We start from the raw sequence: 18,610 nt of genomic DNA on the forward strand, positions 1-18,610 counted from the left end.
TCCGTGACCTTCCGACCGGGCACCCCGCCACCCGCTCCGCCCACCCCGCCCACCCGGGGCAACGCGGCCGCCGCGGCACCCCTGACCGACGGCGAGTGGCACCGCCTGCACCCGCTGACCCCGCTGCTCAAGGGCGGGATCTTCCTCATCGTCATCCTCGGCTACGTGCTCAACAGCCTGCGTGACCAGCTCGTCGAGTTCTTCATCCCGGGCGAGCAGCAGGAGGACGGTGACCCGGTCCGGTACGTGTACGAGCACGGCGTCGTCGGCTGGGTCCTGCTCGGCATCGTGGTGCTGCTCGTGGTGCTGATCGGCTTGTTCTACCTGTCCTGGCGCATGCACGAGTTCCGCGTCACCGGCGAGATCGTCGAGGTGCGCTCGGGCGTGCTGTTCCGGAACCACCGCAAGGCCCGGCTCGACCGGATCCAGGGCATCAACATCCAGCGGCCCCTCGTGCCCCGGGTGTTCGGCACCGCCAAGCTCGAGATCGCGCAGGCCGGCAACGACGCCAACGTGCAGCTCGCCTACCTCGGGGCCCGCGCCGCCGACGACCTGCGCCAGCGGATCCTGGTGCTGGCGTCCGGCGCGAAGGACGACGACGCCCACGGCGGTCCGTCGCGGCAGTCGCACGGGGCGCTACAGGACCGCGTCGACGAGATGTTCTCGCCCGAGCTCGATCCGGCAGCCGTGCACGCGACCCGCATCGTCAAGGTGCGCCCGGGGCGTCTCATCGCGTCGATGCTGCTGTCCGGCACGACGCTGTTCCTGCTGCTCGTCATCGCCGGCATGATCGTCAGCGTCGCCCTCACCGGCGAGTTCGCGGTGCTGTTCGGGCTGTTCCCCGCCGTGCTCGGAGCCGGTGGCTACTACGTCCGCAAGTTCTCCCGTTCGCTGCAGTACACGATCGCCGAGACCCGCGACGGCATCCGGATCGGTTTCGGGCTGGTCTCGACGTCGAACGAGACGCTGCCGCCCGGCCGCATCCACGCCGTCAGCGTCGCGCAGCCGCTGCTGTGGCGTCCGTTCGGCTGGTGGGACATCCGCATCAACCGTGCGACGAGCGCCGGCAACGGAGCGTCGAGCAACCAGCAGGTGTCCTCGATCGTGCTGCCCGTGGGCACCACGGCGGACGTCCGCGAGGTCCTCGACATCATCCTGCCCGGGCTCGTCGGCACCGTCGTCGCCGGCCCCGAGGCGTCGCAGGAAGCCCTGCGCGAAGGGGCTGCCGAAGCCGTGGACGTCGTCGACGACAGCCTCACCACCTCGGGCGACCGCGGCGGCTTCGTGCACTCCCCACGACGCGGCGCCTGGCTCCGTCCGTTCGCGTTCCGGCGCAACGGCTACCGGTTCGTGCAGGGTGCGGTGCTGCTGCGGCTCGGTGCCGTGTGGCGGTCGCTCGTCATCGTGCCGCTGCCCCGGGTGCAGAGCGTCAAGGTCGAGCAGGGTCCCCTCGAGCGTGCCTTGCGGCTCGCAGCCGTCCATGTCCACACCGTGGCCGGTCCGGTCTCGGCCCGCGTCGGTGCGCTCGATGCGCGTGACGCGCAGCGCCTGTGGTCGGAGACGACGCAGCGTGCCGTCGAGGCGGCCGCGGTCGACACGACGCACCGCTGGCGCGAACGGGAGGCCCGTCCCGCGGCCGCCAGGCACGCTGCGGTCGACACCGTGCCCGGGTCCGGAGCCCCTGCCGGACCGACGGCGGACCACCGGCCCGGTGCCATCCCTGCCGGCTGGGGCGACGTCCCCCCGACCGGAGCCGCACGATGAGGGCCGGGCGCCTCGGGGTCGGCATCGTCGGTGCCGGACGGGTCGGACCCGTCCTCGGAGCGGCCCTGGCGAACGCGGAGCACGCCGTCGTCGGGGTGACCGCCGTGTCCGACGAGAGCCGTGACCGCGCCGAGGCGATGCTGCCGGGCGCCCCGGTGCTCGCGACGCCGGACCTGGTCGAGCGGAGCGAACTCGTGCTGCTCGCGGTGCCGGACGACCAGCTCGCCTCGCTCGTGCAGGGTCTGGCGGACGCGGGGATCTGGCAGCCGGGGCAGCTCGTCGTGCACACCAGTCCGGACCACGGCGTCGGCATCCTCGCCCCGGCGATGGCAGCCGGTGCGATCCCGCTGGCGATCCACCCCGCGATGGCCTTCACGGGCACGAGCGTCGACCTGTCCCGGCTGCGCGACGCGTACTGCGCGGTGACCGCCCCGGCACCCGTCCTGCCGATCGCGCAGGCGCTCGTGGTCGAGATGGGGGCCGAACCGTTCGTCGTGGCCGAGGGTGACCGGCCCGCCTACGCCGATGCGGTGCGGGCCGCCGTGAGCTTCTCGACCGCGATCGTCGACCAGTCGGCGGGCACCCTGTCCGGCATCGGCGTCGAACACCCGGGTCGTGTCCTCGGTGCGCTCGTCCGCTCCGCCGTCGACAACGCGCTCACCGCCGCCGACGGGCAGTCGACGCTCTAGCGGTTCGGGGGCGGGACCGCGGCGCGGGGCGGAGATCGGGGCCGGGTGGAAGTGGGGGCCGGGCGCTCGAGTGGTCACGACTCCCCGCTCGGTTCGCCCGAGTGGTCGTGAAGTGTCGGTTGCGCGTGCTCGAGCCGACGGGTTGTGACCGGTGGGCGTGGTGCAGGCGGGGAGTTGTGACCGCGGTCTCGGCTCCGGCAGCCTGGCAGCCCCGCCGCCCGGCAGCCCGTGGTGGTCGGGACCCACCGCTCAGTTCTGCCGAGGGGGCGAGAACTGTCGGCCGATCGGGCACGGTTCGGGGGCGGGACCGCGGCGCGGGTAGCATTTCCCCCGACCCCCACGACCATCGGAGCCGCACCCGCATGACCGACGAGACCGTCACCCCCGACACCGCGATCGCCGACGCCGCCGCACTGGCCGAGCAGGAGACCAGCGAGCAGCGACAGGTCCGGCTCGACAAGCGGGCGAAGCTGCTGGAGTCGGGCATCGAGGCGTACCCCGCCGAGCTCCCCATCACCACGACGATCCCGGCCGTGCGCGAGCAGTACGCGCACCTGGAGACCGGCGAGGAGACCCAGGACGTCGTGGGCATCGCGGGTCGTGTGGTGTTCTCGCGCAACACCGGCAAGCTCTGCTTCGCGTCCCTGCAGTCGGGCGACGGCTCGCGCATCCAGGCGATGGTCTCCCTTGCCGAGGTGGGCGACGAGTCCCTCGCCCGCTGGAAGGAGTTCGTCGACCTGGGTGACCACGTGTTCGTGCACGGACGGGTGATCTCCTCGCGCCGCGGCGAGCTGTCGATCATGGTCGACGACTGGGCGATCGCGGCGAAGGCGATCCTGCCGCTGCCGAACCTGCACAACGAGCTCAACGAGGAGACGCGGGTCCGCCAGCGCTACCTCGACCTCATCGTCCGCGACGAGGCCCGCGCCACCGTGCGTGCCCGCGCTGCCGTGATGGCCTCGCTCCGCCAGACCTTCACCGCGCACGAGTACCTCGAGGTCGAGACCCCGATGCTGCAGACCCAGCACGGCGGCGCCTCGGCCCGACCGTTCGTCACGCACTCGAACGCCTTCGACACCGAGCTGTTCCTGCGCATCGCACCCGAGCTGTTCCTGAAGCGCGCCGTCGTCGGTGGCATCGACCGGGTGTTCGAGATCAACCGCAACTTCCGGAACGAGGGCGCCGACTCGTCGCACTCTCCCGAGTTCGCGATGGTCGAGGCGTACCAGGCGTACGGCAACTACGAGCAGATGGCCGACCTGACGCAGGAGCTCGTGCAGAACGCGACCCGCGCGGTCACCGGTGGAGCGCTCGAGGTCACCCTGCCCGACGGCAGCACCTACGACCTGGGTGGCGAGTGGCCCCGCATCGACATGTACGGCTCGCTGTCCGAGGCTGCGGGGCGCGAGATCACTCCGGAGACCTCGCTGTCCGAGCTGCAGGCGCTCGCCGAGGCCGAGGGCGTCGAGGTCGCCCACGCCACGCACGGCAAGTACGTCGAGGAGCTCTGGGAGCACTTCGTCATCGACTCGCTCGACCGCCCGACGTTCGTGATGAACTTCCCGGTCGACACTTCGCCGCTCACCCGGCAGCACCGAACCCGTCCGGGCGTCGTCGAGAAGTGGGACCTGTACGTCCGCGGCTTCGAGCTGGGCACGGCGTACTCCGAGCTCGTCGACCCGGTCGTGCAGCGGGAGCGGTTCGTCGAGCAGGCGAAGCTCGCGGCCGGCGGTGACCTCGAGGCGATGCGCGTCGACGAGGACTTCCTGCGGGCCCTGGAGCACGCGATGCCCCCGTCGGGCGGCATGGGCATGGGGATCGACCGCCTGCTCATGGCCATCACGGGCCTGGGCATCCGCGAGACGATCCTGTTCCCGCTGGTCAAGGGCGCTGGAGCTTAGGGCAGCGCGCCAGCGCTGCGCGACGCCAGCCCCGGACGAGCTTGCGAGTCCGGTCGGAACAGATAGTCGGGGTACGATGCTCGGGTGCCTGAAGGAGTCGTAAGCGGGATCGTCTTCGCCCTGACGCCGACCATCGTCGTCGGCCTGATCTTCTGGTTCGTGATGCGCGCGATCATGCGTGCCGACCGGACCGAGCGTGCCGCGTACGCCAAGGTCGAGGCCGAAGAGCGCGCCCGCTTCGAACGTGAGCACGGTCGCCCCGCGCCGGCTCCGACGTCGGCCGAGTAGCCGCAGCCGCAGCACCCTGCACCCCGCGCACTGTCCGGCGCGCACGTCCTTTCGCTGACTTCACCCGGCGTTCACCGCACGGTGTGACGCTGTCGCGCATGCCGACCTTCCCGGAACCCGTCGAGGACCTCGACGACCTCGACGTGGAGGACGCCTTCGGGCACCCGGTGTCCGGCACGTCCGGCCTGCCCGACGGTGCCGATCGAACCGACCGCGGAGCAGACGGCGGACCCCTCGACGACGAGGGCGACGTCGACGACCTCGACGTCTGAGCGCCGACGGACCGTCACGCACCGTTCACCTCGCCGACGCGTGCCGGGGTGAGCATCGTCCGCATGGCAACCACCGCACATCCCTTCACGGGCCGCAGCCTCGTCGGTGACATCGAGAGCGAGTACGACGAGTTCGACCGAGACGCAGACCTCGAGGTCTCCAAGCTCCGGGACGGGTGGCTCGAACCCTCCTGGTGACCCCCACCCATTCGGTATTCGGGGTACGACGACCAGATCGCACTGATCCGGTCGGACGTACCCCTTTTGCATGTCCGGAGTACGCAGTCGCCTGGGGTACACGATCGGAAACGCTGGTGAAACACGCCTGCAACGCCGGAAAAACGGCGTTATCCGCTTGATCCAGGGCCGATTGGGGGACCAGACTGGCGGTGGGCTGTACCCCGCGGGGGACGCTTTCGATGACGAAGCACGGAGAACCCTGAGAATCGCTCCGAACGATTTGTGGGGTACACCTCCGGGCCGCTTTACTCATCAGCACCCCCCAGCAACGCCCCACGAAGCCATCACCGTCGAACGCAGGGAGAAACACCATGACGATCGCAACGGCTGCACCCAGCACCACCCGCCGCACCGCCACCAAGAAGGCATCGGCATCGAAGACCGCGACCGCCGAGTCCGCCACCACCTCCCTCGACACCGAGGTCGAGGCCGACGAGCAGCTCGCCGGTGTCCGCGGTGCCTCGGTCGACCAGGTCGGCGACTACCTCCGTCACATCGGCCGTCTCTCGCTCCTCACCGCCGAGGAAGAAGCGCAGATCGCACGCCGCATCGAGGTCGGGCTCTTCGCCGAAGAGAAGCTCGCCACCGAGAAGGGTCTCGCGAAGACTCTGCAGCGTGAACTCCGCTGGCTCGTCCGTGACGGTGAGCGCGCCAAGGAGCGCATGATCACCTCGAACCTCCGCCTCGTCGTGAGCATCGCCAAGCGGTACTCGCAGCGTGGCCTGCCCTTCATGGACGTCATCCAGGAAGGCAACCTCGGCCTGGTCCGTGCGGTCGAGAAGTTCGACTTCACGCAGGGCTACAAGTTCTCGACCTACGCCACCTGGTGGATCCGCCAGGCCATCTCGCGTGGTCTCGCCGACAAGGCACGCACGATCCGCATCCCGGTGCACACCGTCGAGCTCATCAACAAGATCTCGCGCACCGAGCGTGACCTGACCGTCGACCTCGGCCGTGCGCCGATGCCGGAGGAGGTCGCCGCCGAGCTGAGCATGAGCGTCGAGGAACTCGTCGACCTCAAGGGCCGCTCGCACGAGCCGGTCTCGATCCACACCGTGGTCGGCGACTCCGACGACAGCGAGCTCGGTGACTTCATCGAGGACGAGGACGCCGCGAGCCCGAACGAGCTCACCGAGACGACGCTGCTGCACCGCGACATCCGCTCCATCGTCGCCGAGCTGCCCAGCGACGAGGCGAACGTCATCCGCATGCGCTACGGCCTGGACGACGACAAGCCGATGACCCTCGACGAGATCTCGAAGATCGTGCACACGACCCGCCAGGCCGTCAGCCGGGTGGAGTCGCGCGCCAAGCTGCGTCTGTTCGCCAAGGCGGTCTCGCAGGACATGCAGCTGTACCTGACCGACTAGGTCAGTGGACTTCGGCCGGCACGTTCACCCGTGCCGGCGCGGGGAAACCGGGTCGTTCTGTGGGAAGACGATCCGGTGGGGTGATGGGACGGCCCGCTCGAGCACTGCTCGAGCGGGCCATTCACGTTCCCGGGGCCAGGACCGGGGCCAGGACCGGGGTCTGGACCGGGGCCAGGGCCGGCGCCGACGCGGCGTCAGTCGTCGATCTCGCGCCGGAGCTTCTGCCGCAGGTCGCTCGGGATGAGCTCGACCAGCTGGTCGGGCCGCACCGGCAGGTCGAGCAGGCTGAGCTTCACGCGCCCGGTACGCCCGTGCCGTTCGGCGTCCAGGCGCACCACGCTGCCGGCGTCCTTGCGGAGCCGCATGTCGATCTGCGCCCCGGTGGCCACCTCGCCGACCACGAGCCCGTCGACCTCGAGCGCTGCGCTCCTGGTGCCCTCGGCGATGTCGAACCGGTAGCGCTCCCGCGCGGCGAGCACCACCGAGCGGTCGATCCCGGCCATCGGCGCGACGGGCGTCACCACGGAGCCGGACAGCGCGGGGGAGAGCACCGGCCCACCGGCGGCGTAGTTGTACGCGGTGGAGCCGGCGGGTGTCGCGGCCACGATGGCGTCGGCCCGGTAGTACCCGTACCCGAGGCCCCCGACGCTGAGGTCGGCCGACACCTGCCCGGCACCGGGCCGTCGCACGATGGTCAGGTCGTTGAAGGCCAGGTAGTCGGTGCGGGCGCCGCCCCAGGACAACCGTGCCTCGAGCGCGTGGTGCGGCTCGAGCTGGTACTCGCCGGCGGACAGCCGTTCCAGCGCGCTCTCGAGTTCGGGCGGCTCGATCTCGACCAGGAACCCGACGTTGCCGTAGTTCACGCCGAGGACGGGCACCGGGCGCTTCGCCACGAGCCGCATCGCGCCGAGCATGGTGCCGTCGCCACCGAGGGCCACGACCAGGTCGACGCGGTCGGTGAAGTCGTCGTCGTCGACCACGTCGACCCCGCCGCCGATGCGCTGGGCGTCCGCGCGCCGGGCGAGCAGCTCGCCCTGGCCGGACGCGTTCCATCGCTGCAGGGTCGTCACGGACTCCTGCACGTTCTTGGTCGGGTGGACGACGAGGCCGACGACGGGCTGCTCCATGAGCGGATCGTACCGAGCGGACCTCCGATGCGGGCTGGTCGTTCGCAGAGGTATGCGATATTCTGAATACATGCAGACCGCTCAACTCTCCGTCGCCCTCCCTTCCGTCCGGCACGGCCGCGAGATCGTGCTGCTCGCCGATCTCGAATCCCACGAGTCCGGCTTCGGCTTCGTCGACGCCGAACACCTGCTGCTGGCGGCCGTCACGCTCTGCGCCGGCATGCCCCGCTTCCGGCCCGTCCTCGACGCCCACCGGATCACCCCCGACGCCGTCCGCTCCGGCATCCGCGCCTTCGTCGGCGCACACAGCACCTGCCCCGGCGAACACGACCGCGTTGCGTGCACGCCGGCTGCGATGCGCGTGCTCGCCCGGGCCGCGACGATCGCCGGCCGTTCGGAGCGCATCCGACCGCCGCACGTCGTCCTCGCCGTGCTCGACTCGGTCGACGATCCGCTCGCCGGGTCCGGGCACGACGTCCTCGACGCCCTGGGCGTCGACGCGCGCCGCTTCCGACGCGACCTGCGTCGCGCGGTGCGGCGCTCCTGACCCAGCGCAACCGACAAGCGGACCGGAGGCCCGTGGCGATCCCGCCACGGCCCTCCAGTCCGTCTCGTCGTTCGCTCACTGCGCACAAGACGCACCCTGGTCACGCCCACGGCGAACAGGGGCAGCCCCCGGGGGGAGCGCTGGTTACTCTCGAAGTACTTGGCCGGACTCACACGAGACCGGCACAGCGTCGGCTCCGCTCATCAGGGGCCAAGGGAGAGCACATGTTCGAGAGATTCACCGACCGGGCCCGTCGTGTTGTCGTCCTCGCTCAAGAAGAAGCGAAGATGCTCAACCACAACTACATCGGCACCGAGCACATCCTCCTCGGCCTCATCCACGAGGGCGAGGGCGTCGCCGCCAAGGCGCTGGAGTCGCTGGGCATCTCGCTCGACGCCGTGCGCGAGCAGGTCCAGGACATCATCGGGCAGGGCCAGCAGCAGCCGACCGGGCACATCCCGTTCACGCCGCGCGCCAAGAAGGTGCTCGAGCTGTCCCTGCGCGAGGCGCTGCAGCTCGGCCACAACTACATCGGCACGGAGCACATCCTGCTCGGCCTGATCCGCGAGGGCGAGGGTGTCGCAGCCCAGGTCCTCGTGAAGCTCGGCGCCGACCTGAACCGGGTGCGCCAGCAGGTCATCCAGCTCCTGTCCGGCTACCAGGGCAAGGAAGCGGTCGCCGTCGGCGGCGAGCAGCAGCAGAACGCGCAGCAGGGTTCGCAGGTCCTCGACCAGTTCGGTCGGAACCTCACCCAGGCCGCGCGTGACGGCAAGCTCGACCCCGTCATCGGGCGCGAGAAGGAGATGGAGCGGGTCATGCAGATCCTCTCCCGCCGCTCCAAGAACAACCCCGTCCTGATCGGTGAGCCCGGCGTCGGCAAGACCGCCGTGGTCGAGGGCCTCGCCCAGGCGATCGTCAAGGGCGACGTGCCCGAGACGCTGAAGGACAAGCAGCTCTACTCGCTCGACCTCGGATCGCTCATCGCCGGGTCCCGCTACCGCGGTGACTTCGAGGAGCGCCTGAAGAAGGTCACGAAGGAGATCCGCACCCGCGGCGACATCATTGTCTTCATCGACGAGATCCACACGCTCGTCGGTGCCGGTGCAGCCGAGGGCGCGATCGACGCGGCCTCGATCCTCAAGCCGCTCCTCGCCCGCGGTGAGCTCCAGACCATCGGTGCCACCACGCTCGACGAGTACCGCAAGCACTTCGAGAAGGACGCCGCACTCGAGCGTCGCTTCCAGCCGGTGCAGGTCAACGAGCCGTCGCTGCCCCACGCGATCAACATCCTCAAGGGTCTTCGCGACAAGTACGAGGCGTTCCACAAGGTGTCCATCACCGACGGTGCGATCGTCGCCGCGGCGAACCTGGCGGACCGCTACGTGCAGGACCGCTTCCTGCCGGACAAGGCCATCGACCTGATCGACGAGGCCGGCGCTCGCCTGCGTCTGTCGATCCTGTCGGCGCCGCCGGAGCTCCGCGAGTTCGACGAGAAGATCTCGACGGTCCGCGGGTCGAAGGAAGCCGCCATCGAGGAGCAGGACTTCGAGAAGGCCGCGAGCCTGCGCGACGAGGAGAAGAAGCTCCTCGGCGAGCGTCTCCGCCTCGAGAAGCAGTGGCGTGCAGGTGACGTCGCCGCGTCCGGCACCGTCGACGAGGGCATCATCGCCGAGGTCCTGGCCCAGGCCACGGGCATCCCGGTGTTCAAGCTCACCGAAGAGGAGACCTCGCGTCTCGTCTTCATGGAGAAGGCACTGCACGAGCGCGTCATCGGTCAGGAAGAGGCCATCTCGGCCCTGTCCAAGACCATCCGGCGTACGCGTGCCGGCCTGAAGGACCCGAACCGTCCCTCCGGCTCGTTCATCTTCGCCGGCCCCACGGGCGTCGGGAAGACCGAGCTCGCCAAGGCCCTCGCCGAGTTCCTGTTCGACGACGAGGGTGCGCTGATCTCCCTCGACATGTCGGAGTTCGGTGAGAAGCACACCGTGTCCCGCCTGTTCGGTGCCCCTCCCGGGTTCGTCGGGTTCGAGGAGGGCGGCCAGCTCACCGAGAAGGTGCGCCGCAAGCCGTTCTCCGTGGTCCTGTTCGACGAGATCGAGAAGGCCCACCCGGACATCTTCAACTCGCTGCTGCAGGTGCTCGAGGAAGGCCGTCTCACCGACGGTCAGGGCCGCGTGGTCGACTTCAAGAACACCGTCATCATCATGACCACGAACCTCGGTTCGCAGGGCATCGCCGGTGGCCCGGTGGGCTTCCAGGTCGAGGGTGACTCGGCCGTCGGCTACGACCGCATGCGCGGCAAGGTCAACGAGGAGCTCAAGAAGCACTTCAAGCCCGAGTTCCTGAACCGTGTCGACGACACGATCGTGTTCCCGCAGCTGTCGCAGCCCGAGCTGCTGCAGATCGTGGACCTGTTCGTGAAGCGTCTGGCCGACCGCCTGCTCGACCGCGACATGACCGTCGAGCTCACGCTGCCGGCCAAGGAGCAGCTCATCAAGGTCGGGTTCGACCCGTCCCTCGGTGCGCGGCCCCTGCGTCGCGCGATGCAGCACGAGGTCGAGGACCAGCTGTCCGAGCACATCCTGCAGGGCGAGCTCAACGCCGGTGACCACGTGAAGGTCGATTTCGTCGACGGTGCGTTCCACTTCGAGACCGGGCGTCAGCCGGGCCGCGAAGAGGTCCTCGCCGGTGCAGCCGCGGTCGAGGCCGCGACCGACACGCCCCAGGGTGAGATCGAGTCGTAGGACCTGACACCCCACGGACAGGAGGCTCGGTGCCAGCTGGCACCGGGCCTCCTGTCCGTTCTCGGGTCGCGTTCAGATCCCGCATCGCCGATCTGCGCGTCCTTCCGGCCACGGACCCCCGTCCGGGGGTACTGTGATGACAACGCGCGAGACGTTCCCCCCAACTCCTCGCGCGTCGCGCTCGATCGGTTCCCCCCAACGGATCGAGACGCAGCCGGCCCCGGTCTGTTCGCAGACCGGGGCCGTTGCACGTCCGGGGGTGGTGCCGATCCGTGCGGACGGGTGTCCGCGGCGTCAGGCGGCGTCAGGCGGCGTCGGGCAGCTGTGCGGCGAAGTCGCGGACGGCGCGCTCCCAGCGCTCCGGGTCCTCGTTCCACTCGAGCGTGTGCGGCGCCGTGCGGAACGCGACCGTGGTGGCGCCCTGCCGCGCGGCGACGGCGGCGACGTCGTCGGCCGCGACCAGGGCGTCGGCCTCGGAGTGGATCAGCAGCGTCGGCGTCGACGAGTCCTGCCACGTGGTCGTCGTCACGGGGGTCGGGGCCCCGGCGAGCCGTGACAGCACGTTCGTGGTCGCGATGCGTGCGGCGACGGTGCCGACGAACGCGGGCAGGTGCGCGCCCCGGACGGCCCCGCGGAGTGCCGAGGCGACGTCGAGCAGGGGTGAGACGGCCACGATTCCGTCGACGTCGACGCGTGCGGCGGCGACGGAGCAGGCGAGCGCGCCGGCGGACCAGCCCTGCAGCACGACGCGCTGTGCACCACGGGCTCGGGCGGCGCGGACGGCGGCGACGATGCGGTCCGCTGCACCGGCGTCGAGGGAGCGGAGCGGCAGGTCGGTGGTGTCGACGACCTCGGACGAGGCGCCGAGCGAACGCCAGACCCCGACACCGCGCAGGACCTGGCGCGGGCCGAGGGACTGCCCGTGCACGTGGACCACGTGGGTCGTGGCGGCCTCGGGTTCGGTGCCGGGCACGTCGTCCGGTCCGTCGTACCGCAGGGCGTCCCAGGCCCACTCACCGGTCGCCACGGGGGCGGTGACGCTGCGGCGCACGGTGTCACCGTCGCTGCCGGCCCCGCTCTCCGTGCTCGCGGTGGTGATCGCGCCGACCTGCACCCGGGTGTCGTCGCGCTGCAGGTCGTAGGTGCCCGGCAGGCGGGTGTCGCGGGTGGCGGTCAGCTCGACCTCGGTGTCCGTGGCGCTGCGGACCGTGGCGGTCGCCGTGTACGGCGTCGGGAACAGCAGCCGTCGTGCGACGAAGGCGCCGAGTCCGAGCGTGCCGACCGCTCCTGCCGCGGTGCCGAGTGCCGTGATGCGTGCGCCGGTCATGTGATCTCCCTGAGTCGTGCCGTGGTGAGCGTCGCAGCGGCCGGGACGTCCTGCCCGGCCTCACGCGCGCGGTCTTCGATCTCGACGGACAGTCGGTGCTGCCGACTCCGCCACTGGCGACGCTGCCACACGATCGTGAAGTAGAGCCCGGTGTTGCCCGATGCCGTCTCGAGCCGCCGGAGTTCCGGTTCGAGCACGCGGAACCGGCGTCGGGCGGCCCGCCAGTCGCGGAACTCCCGTGCGGCATCGGGCAGGACGCCGCCGGCCGCGCCGATCGCGAGCAGGACCATCGAGCCGAGGAACACCGGGGTGTAGAGCTTCGACAGGACCCCGACCGCACCGTCCGCGCCGGCGACGTGCACGGCGTCGAGGGCGATCGCGATGCCGGCGAGCAGCACGAGGCCGGCGGCACCGACGACGAAGAGCCAGTACAGGCGGCCGAGCCCGTCGCCGCTCCGGAACCCGCGCAGCACGGCGACGGCCGACCGGGCGATCACGATGGCGATGTAGGTCATCTCGACCGCCGAGTAGAGCGCGGTCGGCAGCTGGTCACCGTAGGCCACCATGAACTGCGCCGTGGGCGTCGGTGCGTCGATGAGGCTGAACAGCACGACGAGGGCGACGAGCACGAGCACGCAGCCGGTGATGCGGCTGGCGCGCAGGAGCTTGGCGGAGCGTGCCGCGGCCTCGACCGACTGCGCGAGGGCGAACATGCCGCACACCATCAGGCAGCGGCCGACCAGGTCGGCGATGTTGGGCACGTGCGTCACACCGGCGAGGAACGTCGTGACGTCGGGCTGGTTGATCGTGAGTCCGACGGCGACGCAGCTGCAGCAGACCATCAGCCAGGTGACGCTGGCCGACTGGGTGCGCACCAGGAGCAGCCGGGCGACCAGCACCGCCAGGATCAGCCAGACCGGGATCGACCCCCAGACGTGCAACGTCACAGCGTCACCGGAAGATCCCGGGCTGGCCCTCGGGGTCGAGCAGCCCGATCCGCAGCGCGAGCTGGTCGGCGACCAGCTCGACGGCCTGCTCGTGCGGGGTGTCCAACGACCGTGTGAACGCAGTCCGGCCGCTGAGCAGCCCCGTGTACGCCTGGTGGTCGCAGCCGGTGTCGTCCATGAACACGTGGGCGAGCTCGTGCAGCACGCACGCCACCCGGGAGCGCTCGGACAGCCCGGGGCGGGTCTCGAGCAGGGCGTGGTCGGTGCGCTGGATGAGCCGCGCGGACAGGTCGCCCGGCAGCTCCGTGGTCCGCACGTGGATCGGCTTGCCGAGCGCCGCCTCGGCGCGGGAGGTCAGCTCCGGCAGGGACAGCCGACGGGGGAGCCCGAGGCGCTGCACGCGGCGACGGGCCTCGGTCTGCCGACGCAGGGCGTCGAAGCGGTCGCGGTACCCGCTCACGGGGTGCCGCCCGATTCGTCCAGGCGACGCAGGTGGTCGGTGAAGTCGCGGATCTCGTCCGCCGAGGCGAACTCGCCCAGACGCCGAGTGGCGAACGCGACGACCTCGCGCTTGCGCAGTTCGAGCACGAGCTCCAGCTGCGCCTGCACCCGCTCCGGCACGTCCGTGTTGCCGGCCGCGTCGGTCAGGTACTCCGCCGGGACGCCGAAGTAGGTCGCCAGGGCCGCCAGGAGTCGCTGGTCTCGGACGGCCGGACCGTTACCGCCGAGCATGTAGCCCCAGCGCGGTCGGCTCATCGACGCTCCCTGCGCCTCGATCTCGGCGGCGATCTCCTTGTACGGGGGTCGCTGGCCCGAGTTGGCCTCGACGACGTCCATCAGGAGCTGCAGTTTGCGCGACAGTTCCCGTCGGTGTGCGTCGTCGTCGTTGTACTCGATCACGTGTCCCCACTCTCACATCTGTCTCAGACATGATAAAACTGATCCAGCGCGTCGGCCGGTGTCACCACTCTGCCAGGCTCGCGCTCGCTCGTCAGGTCGGCATTTCGATGGGGGGATGCCGAACGGGGGACGAACGAACGGGAGGCGCGGTGCCAGCTGGCACCGCGCCTCCCGTCCGTCGTGTGGTGCGGACTACGCCTGCACGTCGCCGCGCCAGCCCGGCTGGGTCGGTGCGTTCTCGACGCGCTCCTTGTAGTTCTGCAGGTCCTTCTTGACGGCGTGGCCGCCGACGCCCACGGCGGAGCCGAGCTTCTCGAGGATGCCGGAGGGCTCCCAGTCGATCTGCACGGTGACGCGGGTCTCGGCGTCGGAGAGCTTGTGGAAGGTGACGACACCGGCGTGGTCGGTCTCGCCGTCCTTCACGGTCCACGCGACACGCTCGTCGGGGTGCTGCTCCGTGATGAGGGCCCGGAACTCGCGCTCCTGGCCGGCGATCTTCACGGTCCAGTCGGTGGTCTTGTCGTCGACCTGGACGATCTTCTCGACCTCGTCGAGGAAGTGCGGGAACTCCTCGAAACGGGTCCACTGGTCGTAGGCCTGGCGGACGGGGACGTTGACGTCGACGGTTTCGATGATCTGAGGCATGCACCGGACGGTAGGCCGATCGACCTGGGCGGCACTCAGCAGCGCTGTCCCCCTGCGACCCCGGTAGTGTGAGGCGGATGACAGAGCACGGCAAGCACGCGTTCCACGAGCGCGACGACCACGGGATCCTCGTGCGTCCGGCGCTCGCCTCGGACGTCCCGCACATCCAGCGGCTCATCGCCCCCTACGTCGACCGGCGCATCCTGCTCGGCAAGGAGAACGTCGCCCTGTACGGCTCGATCCAGCAGTTCCGGATCGCCGAAGGGCCCGACGGCACTCCCATCGGGTGCGGCGCGCTCGCCGTCTTCTGGGACGACATCGCCGAGGTGCGCACCCTCGCCCTCGACGAGCAGTGGATCCACAAGCGCGTCGGGCACCGGATGCTCGAGGCGCTCGAGCACGACGCCCGCGAACTCGGCGTCGCCCGGATCTTCTGCCTGACCTTCGAGGTCGACTTCTTCGCGAAGCACGGGTACCTGGAGATCGGCGAGAGCGTCGTCTCACCGGACGTCTACGCCGAACTCGTCCGCTCGTCGGACGAAGGGGTCGCAGAGTTCCTCGACCTCGCCCGGGTCAAGCCGAACACCCTCGGCAACACCCGCATGCTGAAGAACCTCTGACGCTTTCCCGTGCCGCCCGGCGGGGTGGCCGGGTGCGGCACGCGCCGTTGTCTACCCTGTGCGCATGTCGTCGTTGCGTCACCCCGTCGGGCCCGAGAAGCCGGTCGTCTACTGGCGCCGCCGGGCGCTCGTGCTCGGGGCGCTGCTGGTCGTCGTCCTGGTGGTGGTGCTCATCGTCGTCGGGCGGGGGAGCGGGGCCACGTCGGCGGCGCCGAGCGCGTCGGCCTCTGCTGGTGCAGGGTCTGCTGCCGGTACATCGTCCGACGGGTCTGCGGCCGGTTCCGGGTCCTCGCGGTCCGCTGCGCCGAAGCCGTCGGCTTCCGCCTCGGCTTCTGCGTCGAAGCCCGCTGCCGCCGACGGCTCGACCTGCACGAAGGACCAGATCGTCCTGACCCCCGTGCTCGACAAGTCGGCCTACGGCCCCACCGAGGACCCGAAGATCGCGATGTCGATCAAGAACTCCGGCACGAACTCCTGCCACCTGGACCTCGGATCGGCGCAGCAGGTGCTGACGATCAGCTCCGGCCAGGAGCAGTACTGGTCGTCGAAGGACTGCCAGACCGGCGGCACGAACCAGGACGTCACGATCAAGTCCGGTCAGACGCTCACGACCCCGGCGATCGCCTGGGACCGCACCCGCTCGTCCACGTCGACGTGTGACTCGTCACGGCCGGCGGTCACCGCTGGAGGGGCGAGCTACCACCTGCAGGTCGCCGTCGGGAATCTCGAGTCGAAGAGCTCGGTGCAGTTCATCCTGCAGTAGGCGGCGGCGGCGGCTGGTTCGCGGTTCGCGGTACGCGGTTCGCGGTTCGCGGTACGCGGTACGCGGTACGCGGTTCCGATCCGTTCCGCACAACCGAAGTGCATTCGCGCCAGGCGCTCGCGTGGTTCGGCGTGGCTTTGGTTGTGCGAGATGCCGAGCAGGGCGCCGGGAACAGCAACAGGCCCCGTCGTCCGAAGACGACGGGGCCTGTTCAAGCTGATGTGATCAGCCGAGGACGGTGATGTTCTCCGCCTGCGGGCCCTTGCGGCCCTCGGTGATGTCGAACTCCACCTTCTGGTTCTCCTCGAGCGACTTGTAGCCGTTGCCAGCAATCGCAGAGAAGTGCGCGAAGACGTCAGCGCTGCCGTCGTCCGGGGCGATGAAGCCGAAGCCCTTTTCGTTGTTGAACCACTTGACGGTACCGGTAGATGCCATGATGGCGTTTCCTTAGCTTTCTTGCTTCCGCCAAGGTGCAGATGCACCGACGGAGACCCCGACGTACGTCGACGGGGGTAATGCGCCACGCGGGCAGGTGCCGGCGGGACGGGTTCGGGGTCAGGCCTGTCGGCCAGTGACCCTGGGGCCCGGGTTGAGGGGCAAACCACCTCGCCCGGACGTTGAGCGCCGCCGAAGCGGTTCCATCAGGCTAGCGTGCTCTGGGCCGACTGGCTACCCGTGCGTCACGGAACGACGAAAATCTGGTGGAATTGAGCTGATGGCAGACAAGGAACAGCGCTTCCGGAGCGAACAGCTCGAGGAAGCCCTCGCGAAGCAGGACGTCGCTGCGGTGGCGTTCGCGCTCCGCCACGACATCGTGATCGTCCCCCGGCTCGTCACCGGCAAGAAGGACATGCAGGTGCGGGTGTTCGGCCGTGAGGGGTCGGACAAGCGCATCCTGCTGCTGTTCTCGTCGGCGGACGCCTACACGGCGATGGTGCCGGACGAGAAGATCCGGCAGGTCATGGTCTACGACGGGCCGCGGCTCGAGGAGTTCCTGGCCGCCCACCTCGACATGCTCGAGGGCGTGTTCTTCGACATCGCCGGTCCGCACACCATGCAGGCCGCGCCGGCGGACCTGCTGGCCGCTTTGCGCGCGTAGCGCCTCAGAACGCGCGGTCGAGCTCGCGTTCGCGCGGCGACTGCGTCATCGAGAACGCCGCACGCAGGGCTTCGCGCAGGTGCCCGGAGTCCGAGCCGAGCACCGTCGTGAACCCGAGGCGGGTGGCCTCGTTCACGCGCTGCTTCGTGCCCGTGGCCGGACGGATCTCGCCGGCGAGGCTGATCTCGCCGACGGCTGCGAGCGTGTGCGGGTACGGACGGTCTCGTGCGGCGCTCGCGAGGGCCAGTGCGATCGCCAGGTCGGCGCCGGGCTCCGTGAGCTTCATGCCGCCCACCGTGGACACGTAGACGTCGGCATCGGACAGCTTGAGGCCGGCGCGGCGTTCGAGCACCGCGAGCAGCATCGCCACGCGTGAGGCGTCGACACCGTTCACGACCCGGCGTGGCTGCGGCGCCGAGCTCGGGACGATGAGGGCCTGCACCTCGACCGGCAGCGCTCGGCGCCCCTCGAGTGCGACGGTGACGCACGTGCCGGACACCGGGGTGGCGTTCTTCGACATGAAGAGGCCGCTCGGGTCCGGGACCTCGTGGATGCCGTCGCCACCCATGTCGAAGCACCCGACCTCGTCGGTGGGGCCGAAGCGGTTCTTGAGCGCCCGGACGAAGCGCAGCGCGGTCTGCCGGTCGCCCTCGAAGTGGCAGACGACGTCGACCAGGTGCTCCAGGAGCCGCGGGCCGGCGATCGTGCCGTCCTTCGTGACGTGGCCGACGATGAGGACGGGCAGGGCGCGGTCCTTCGCGATGCGGATCAGGGTCGAGGCGACCTCGCGCACCTGGGACGTGCCACCCGCGATGCCGTCGATCGAGCTCGACGAGATGGTCTGCACGGAGTCGGCGATGAGCAGGTCGGGCTGGACCTGGTCGATCTGGCCGATGATCACGCCGAGGTCGACCTCGCTCGCCAGGTACAGGTCGTCGTGCATCGCCCCGGTGCGTTCGGCGCGGAGTCGGACCTGGTCGACGGACTCTTCGGCGCTGACGTAGAGGACGCGCTTGCCCGAGGCTGCGGCTCGGGAGGCGACCTCGAGCAGCAGGGTCGACTTGCCGACGCCGGGCTCGCCGCTCAGCAGGACCGCGGCACCCGGCACCACGCCGCCGCCGAGGACGCGGTCGAACTCGCCGATGCCGGTCTGCCAGCGCTGCACGGAGGTGCCGCGGGCTTCGGTGATCGGTCGCGCGGCCCGGGCGCCGGTGACGGCGACCGCCGACGTACCCCGGGTGCTCGCTGACGCCGCAGAGCTGTCCTCGACGGTGCCCCAGGTCTGGCACTCACCGCACCGGCCGACCCACTTGATGCTGGTCCAGCCGCACTCGGTGCAACGGTAGAGGGACTGCGGGCGCGCCATG

20 protein-coding genes are annotated in these 18,610 nt (G+C 70.2%); 12 read left to right on the plus strand and 8 right to left on the minus strand.

Features of this window, described 5'->3' with window-relative positions; translation table 11 throughout:
- The first annotated feature begins 3 nt into the window (after positions 1 to 3).
- The 7 genes from ABRP24_RS04330 to ABRP24_RS04360 all read left to right on the plus strand — a co-directional run bounded on the left by ABRP24_RS04330 (position 4) and on the right by ABRP24_RS04360 (position 6,524).
- Positions 4 to 1,764, plus strand: a complete 1,761-nt coding sequence (locus ABRP24_RS04330; protein WP_349847503.1) for a PH domain-containing protein — start codon at positions 4 to 6, stop codon at positions 1,762 to 1,764.
- On the plus strand, positions 1,761 to 2,453 hold the full coding sequence (locus tag ABRP24_RS04335) for a Rossmann-like and DUF2520 domain-containing protein (protein ID WP_035809347.1): 693 nt from the start codon (positions 1,761 to 1,763) through the stop codon (positions 2,451 to 2,453). Before ABRP24_RS04330 ends, ABRP24_RS04335 begins: the two co-directional genes overlap by 4 nt.
- 362 nt (positions 2,454 to 2,815) lie before the next feature.
- The gene (gene lysS, locus ABRP24_RS04340) at positions 2,816 to 4,354 is read left to right on the plus strand and encodes a lysine--tRNA ligase (protein WP_349847500.1); all 1,539 of its coding nucleotides are present in this window, start codon (positions 2,816 to 2,818) and stop codon (positions 4,352 to 4,354) included.
- A gap of 84 nt (positions 4,355 to 4,438) precedes the next feature.
- Positions 4,439 to 4,642, plus strand: coding sequence for a hypothetical protein (locus tag ABRP24_RS04345; RefSeq protein ID WP_071245264.1), 204 nt, complete (start codon positions 4,439 to 4,441; stop codon positions 4,640 to 4,642).
- A gap of 98 nt (positions 4,643 to 4,740) precedes the next feature.
- Positions 4,741 to 4,914: a hypothetical protein gene (locus tag ABRP24_RS04350; protein WP_173032455.1), complete on the plus strand. Its 174-nt coding sequence runs from the start codon at positions 4,741 to 4,743 to the stop codon at positions 4,912 to 4,914.
- 63 nt (positions 4,915 to 4,977) lie between these two features.
- The gene (locus ABRP24_RS04355) at positions 4,978 to 5,112 is read left to right on the plus strand and encodes a hypothetical protein (RefSeq protein ID WP_349847497.1); all 135 of its coding nucleotides are present in this window, start codon (positions 4,978 to 4,980) and stop codon (positions 5,110 to 5,112) included.
- A 353-nt stretch (positions 5,113 to 5,465) separates the two neighbouring features.
- Positions 5,466 to 6,524, plus strand: a complete 1,059-nt coding sequence (locus ABRP24_RS04360; protein ID WP_035809350.1) for a sigma-70 family RNA polymerase sigma factor — start codon at positions 5,466 to 5,468, stop codon at positions 6,522 to 6,524.
- Between the two features lie 194 nt (positions 6,525 to 6,718).
- Here the strand turns inward: ABRP24_RS04360 and ABRP24_RS04365 are convergent, their stop codons facing one another.
- Entirely contained in the window at positions 6,719 to 7,651 is a 933-nt protein-coding gene (locus ABRP24_RS04365) for an NAD(+)/NADH kinase (RefSeq protein WP_027467066.1), read from the minus strand.
- Positions 7,652 to 7,721: 70 nt separating this feature from the next.
- Here ABRP24_RS04365 and ABRP24_RS04370 point away from each other — a divergent pair, with 70 nt between their 5' ends.
- A complete protein-coding gene (locus ABRP24_RS04370; protein ID WP_027467067.1) occupies positions 7,722 to 8,198 on the plus strand; it encodes a Clp protease N-terminal domain-containing protein in 477 nt (158 codons plus the stop codon).
- Positions 8,199 to 8,422: 224 nt separating this feature from the next.
- Positions 8,423 to 10,942 carry an ATP-dependent Clp protease ATP-binding subunit gene (locus ABRP24_RS04375; protein ID WP_027467068.1) on the plus strand — a complete coding sequence of 840 codons (2,520 nt, stop codon included), beginning with the start codon at positions 8,423 to 8,425 and terminating at the stop codon, positions 10,940 to 10,942.
- Between the two features lie 304 nt (positions 10,943 to 11,246).
- On the opposite strand, the gene ABRP24_RS04380 is transcribed toward ABRP24_RS04375, so the two are convergent.
- The 5 genes from ABRP24_RS04380 to ABRP24_RS04400 form a co-directional block, all read right to left on the minus strand.
- Complete coding sequence (locus ABRP24_RS04380; protein ID WP_349847494.1) at positions 11,247 to 12,269, minus strand: hypothetical protein; 1,023 nt, start codon at positions 12,267 to 12,269, stop codon at positions 11,247 to 11,249.
- Positions 12,266 to 13,216, minus strand: a complete 951-nt coding sequence (locus tag ABRP24_RS04385; protein WP_349847492.1) for a hypothetical protein — start codon at positions 13,214 to 13,216, stop codon at positions 12,266 to 12,268. The genes ABRP24_RS04380 and ABRP24_RS04385 overlap by 4 nt, the downstream gene beginning before the upstream one ends.
- Positions 13,217 to 13,220: 4 nt before the next feature.
- A complete protein-coding gene (locus ABRP24_RS04390) occupies positions 13,221 to 13,676 on the minus strand; it encodes a hypothetical protein (protein ID WP_027467071.1) in 456 nt (151 codons plus the stop codon).
- A complete protein-coding gene (locus ABRP24_RS04395; RefSeq protein ID WP_035809351.1) occupies positions 13,673 to 14,116 on the minus strand; it encodes a hypothetical protein in 444 nt (147 codons plus the stop codon). The genes ABRP24_RS04390 and ABRP24_RS04395 overlap by 4 nt, the downstream gene beginning before the upstream one ends.
- A 192-nt stretch (positions 14,117 to 14,308) precedes the next feature.
- Entirely contained in the window at positions 14,309 to 14,761 is a 453-nt protein-coding gene (locus ABRP24_RS04400) for an SRPBCC family protein (protein WP_027467072.1), read from the minus strand.
- A gap of 77 nt (positions 14,762 to 14,838) precedes the next feature.
- On the opposite strand from ABRP24_RS04400, the gene ABRP24_RS04405 reads away from it, so the two are divergent.
- A complete protein-coding gene (locus tag ABRP24_RS04405; RefSeq protein ID WP_071245253.1) occupies positions 14,839 to 15,381 on the plus strand; it encodes an amino-acid N-acetyltransferase in 543 nt (180 codons plus the stop codon).
- Positions 15,382 to 15,445: 64 nt separating this feature from the next.
- The gene (locus tag ABRP24_RS04410) at positions 15,446 to 16,144 is read left to right on the plus strand and encodes a hypothetical protein (protein WP_349847489.1); all 699 of its coding nucleotides are present in this window, start codon (positions 15,446 to 15,448) and stop codon (positions 16,142 to 16,144) included.
- A gap of 225 nt (positions 16,145 to 16,369) precedes the next feature.
- Here the strand turns inward: ABRP24_RS04410 and ABRP24_RS04415 are convergent, their stop codons facing one another.
- On the minus strand, positions 16,370 to 16,579 hold the full coding sequence (locus ABRP24_RS04415) for a cold-shock protein (protein WP_017887662.1): 210 nt from the start codon (positions 16,577 to 16,579) through the stop codon (positions 16,370 to 16,372).
- Positions 16,580 to 16,859: 280 nt separating this feature from the next.
- Here ABRP24_RS04415 and ABRP24_RS04420 point away from each other — a divergent pair, with 280 nt between their 5' ends.
- Entirely contained in the window at positions 16,860 to 17,243 is a 384-nt protein-coding gene (locus ABRP24_RS04420; protein ID WP_017887661.1) for an SseB family protein, read from the plus strand.
- A 4-nt stretch (positions 17,244 to 17,247) separates the two neighbouring features.
- Here ABRP24_RS04420 and radA read toward each other — a convergent pair whose 3' ends face one another.
- Positions 17,248 to 18,609, minus strand: a complete 1,362-nt coding sequence (gene radA, locus ABRP24_RS04425) for a DNA repair protein RadA (RefSeq protein ID WP_349847485.1) — start codon at positions 18,607 to 18,609, stop codon at positions 17,248 to 17,250.
- Between the last annotated feature and the right edge of the window lies 1 nt (position 18,610).

It is taken from the genome of Curtobacterium sp. WHRI 8282, from assembly GCF_040223925.2.
Lineage (GTDB): Bacteria > Actinomycetota > Actinomycetes > Actinomycetales > Microbacteriaceae > Curtobacterium > Curtobacterium flaccumfaciens.

Excerpts from the sequence above, each read along its gene's own strand:
- ABRP24_RS04410 (WP_349847489.1), top strand. The coding sequence starts at position 15,446 with ATGTCGTCGTTGCGTCACCCCGTCGGGCCCGAGAAGCCGGTCGTCTAC.
- ABRP24_RS04420 (WP_017887661.1), top strand. The coding sequence starts at position 16,860 with ATGGCAGACAAGGAACAGCGCTTCCGGAGCGAACAGCTCGAGGAAGCC.
- ABRP24_RS04360 (WP_035809350.1), top strand. The coding sequence starts at position 5,466 with ATGACGATCGCAACGGCTGCACCCAGCACCACCCGCCGCACCGCCACC.
- ABRP24_RS04350 (WP_173032455.1), top strand. The coding sequence starts at position 4,741 with ATGCCGACCTTCCCGGAACCCGTCGAGGACCTCGACGACCTCGACGTG.
- ABRP24_RS04375 (WP_027467068.1), top strand. The coding sequence starts at position 8,423 with ATGTTCGAGAGATTCACCGACCGGGCCCGTCGTGTTGTCGTCCTCGCT.
- ABRP24_RS04415 (WP_017887662.1), bottom strand. The coding sequence starts at position 16,579 with ATGGCATCTACCGGTACCGTCAAGTGGTTCAACAACGAAAAGGGCTTC.
- ABRP24_RS04370 (WP_027467067.1), top strand. The coding sequence starts at position 7,722 with ATGCAGACCGCTCAACTCTCCGTCGCCCTCCCTTCCGTCCGGCACGGC.
- lysS (WP_349847500.1), top strand. The coding sequence starts at position 2,816 with ATGACCGACGAGACCGTCACCCCCGACACCGCGATCGCCGACGCCGCC.
- ABRP24_RS04335 (WP_035809347.1), top strand. The coding sequence starts at position 1,761 with ATGAGGGCCGGGCGCCTCGGGGTCGGCATCGTCGGTGCCGGACGGGTC.
- ABRP24_RS04400 (WP_027467072.1), bottom strand. The coding sequence starts at position 14,761 with ATGCCTCAGATCATCGAAACCGTCGACGTCAACGTCCCCGTCCGCCAG.
- ABRP24_RS04380 (WP_349847494.1), bottom strand. The coding sequence starts at position 12,269 with ATGACCGGCGCACGCATCACGGCACTCGGCACCGCGGCAGGAGCGGTC.
- radA (WP_349847485.1), bottom strand. The coding sequence starts at position 18,609 with ATGGCGCGCCCGCAGTCCCTCTACCGTTGCACCGAGTGCGGCTGGACC.
- ABRP24_RS04365 (WP_027467066.1), bottom strand. The coding sequence starts at position 7,651 with ATGGAGCAGCCCGTCGTCGGCCTCGTCGTCCACCCGACCAAGAACGTG.
- ABRP24_RS04405 (WP_071245253.1), top strand. The coding sequence starts at position 14,839 with ATGACAGAGCACGGCAAGCACGCGTTCCACGAGCGCGACGACCACGGG.
- ABRP24_RS04355 (WP_349847497.1), top strand. The coding sequence starts at position 4,978 with ATGGCAACCACCGCACATCCCTTCACGGGCCGCAGCCTCGTCGGTGAC.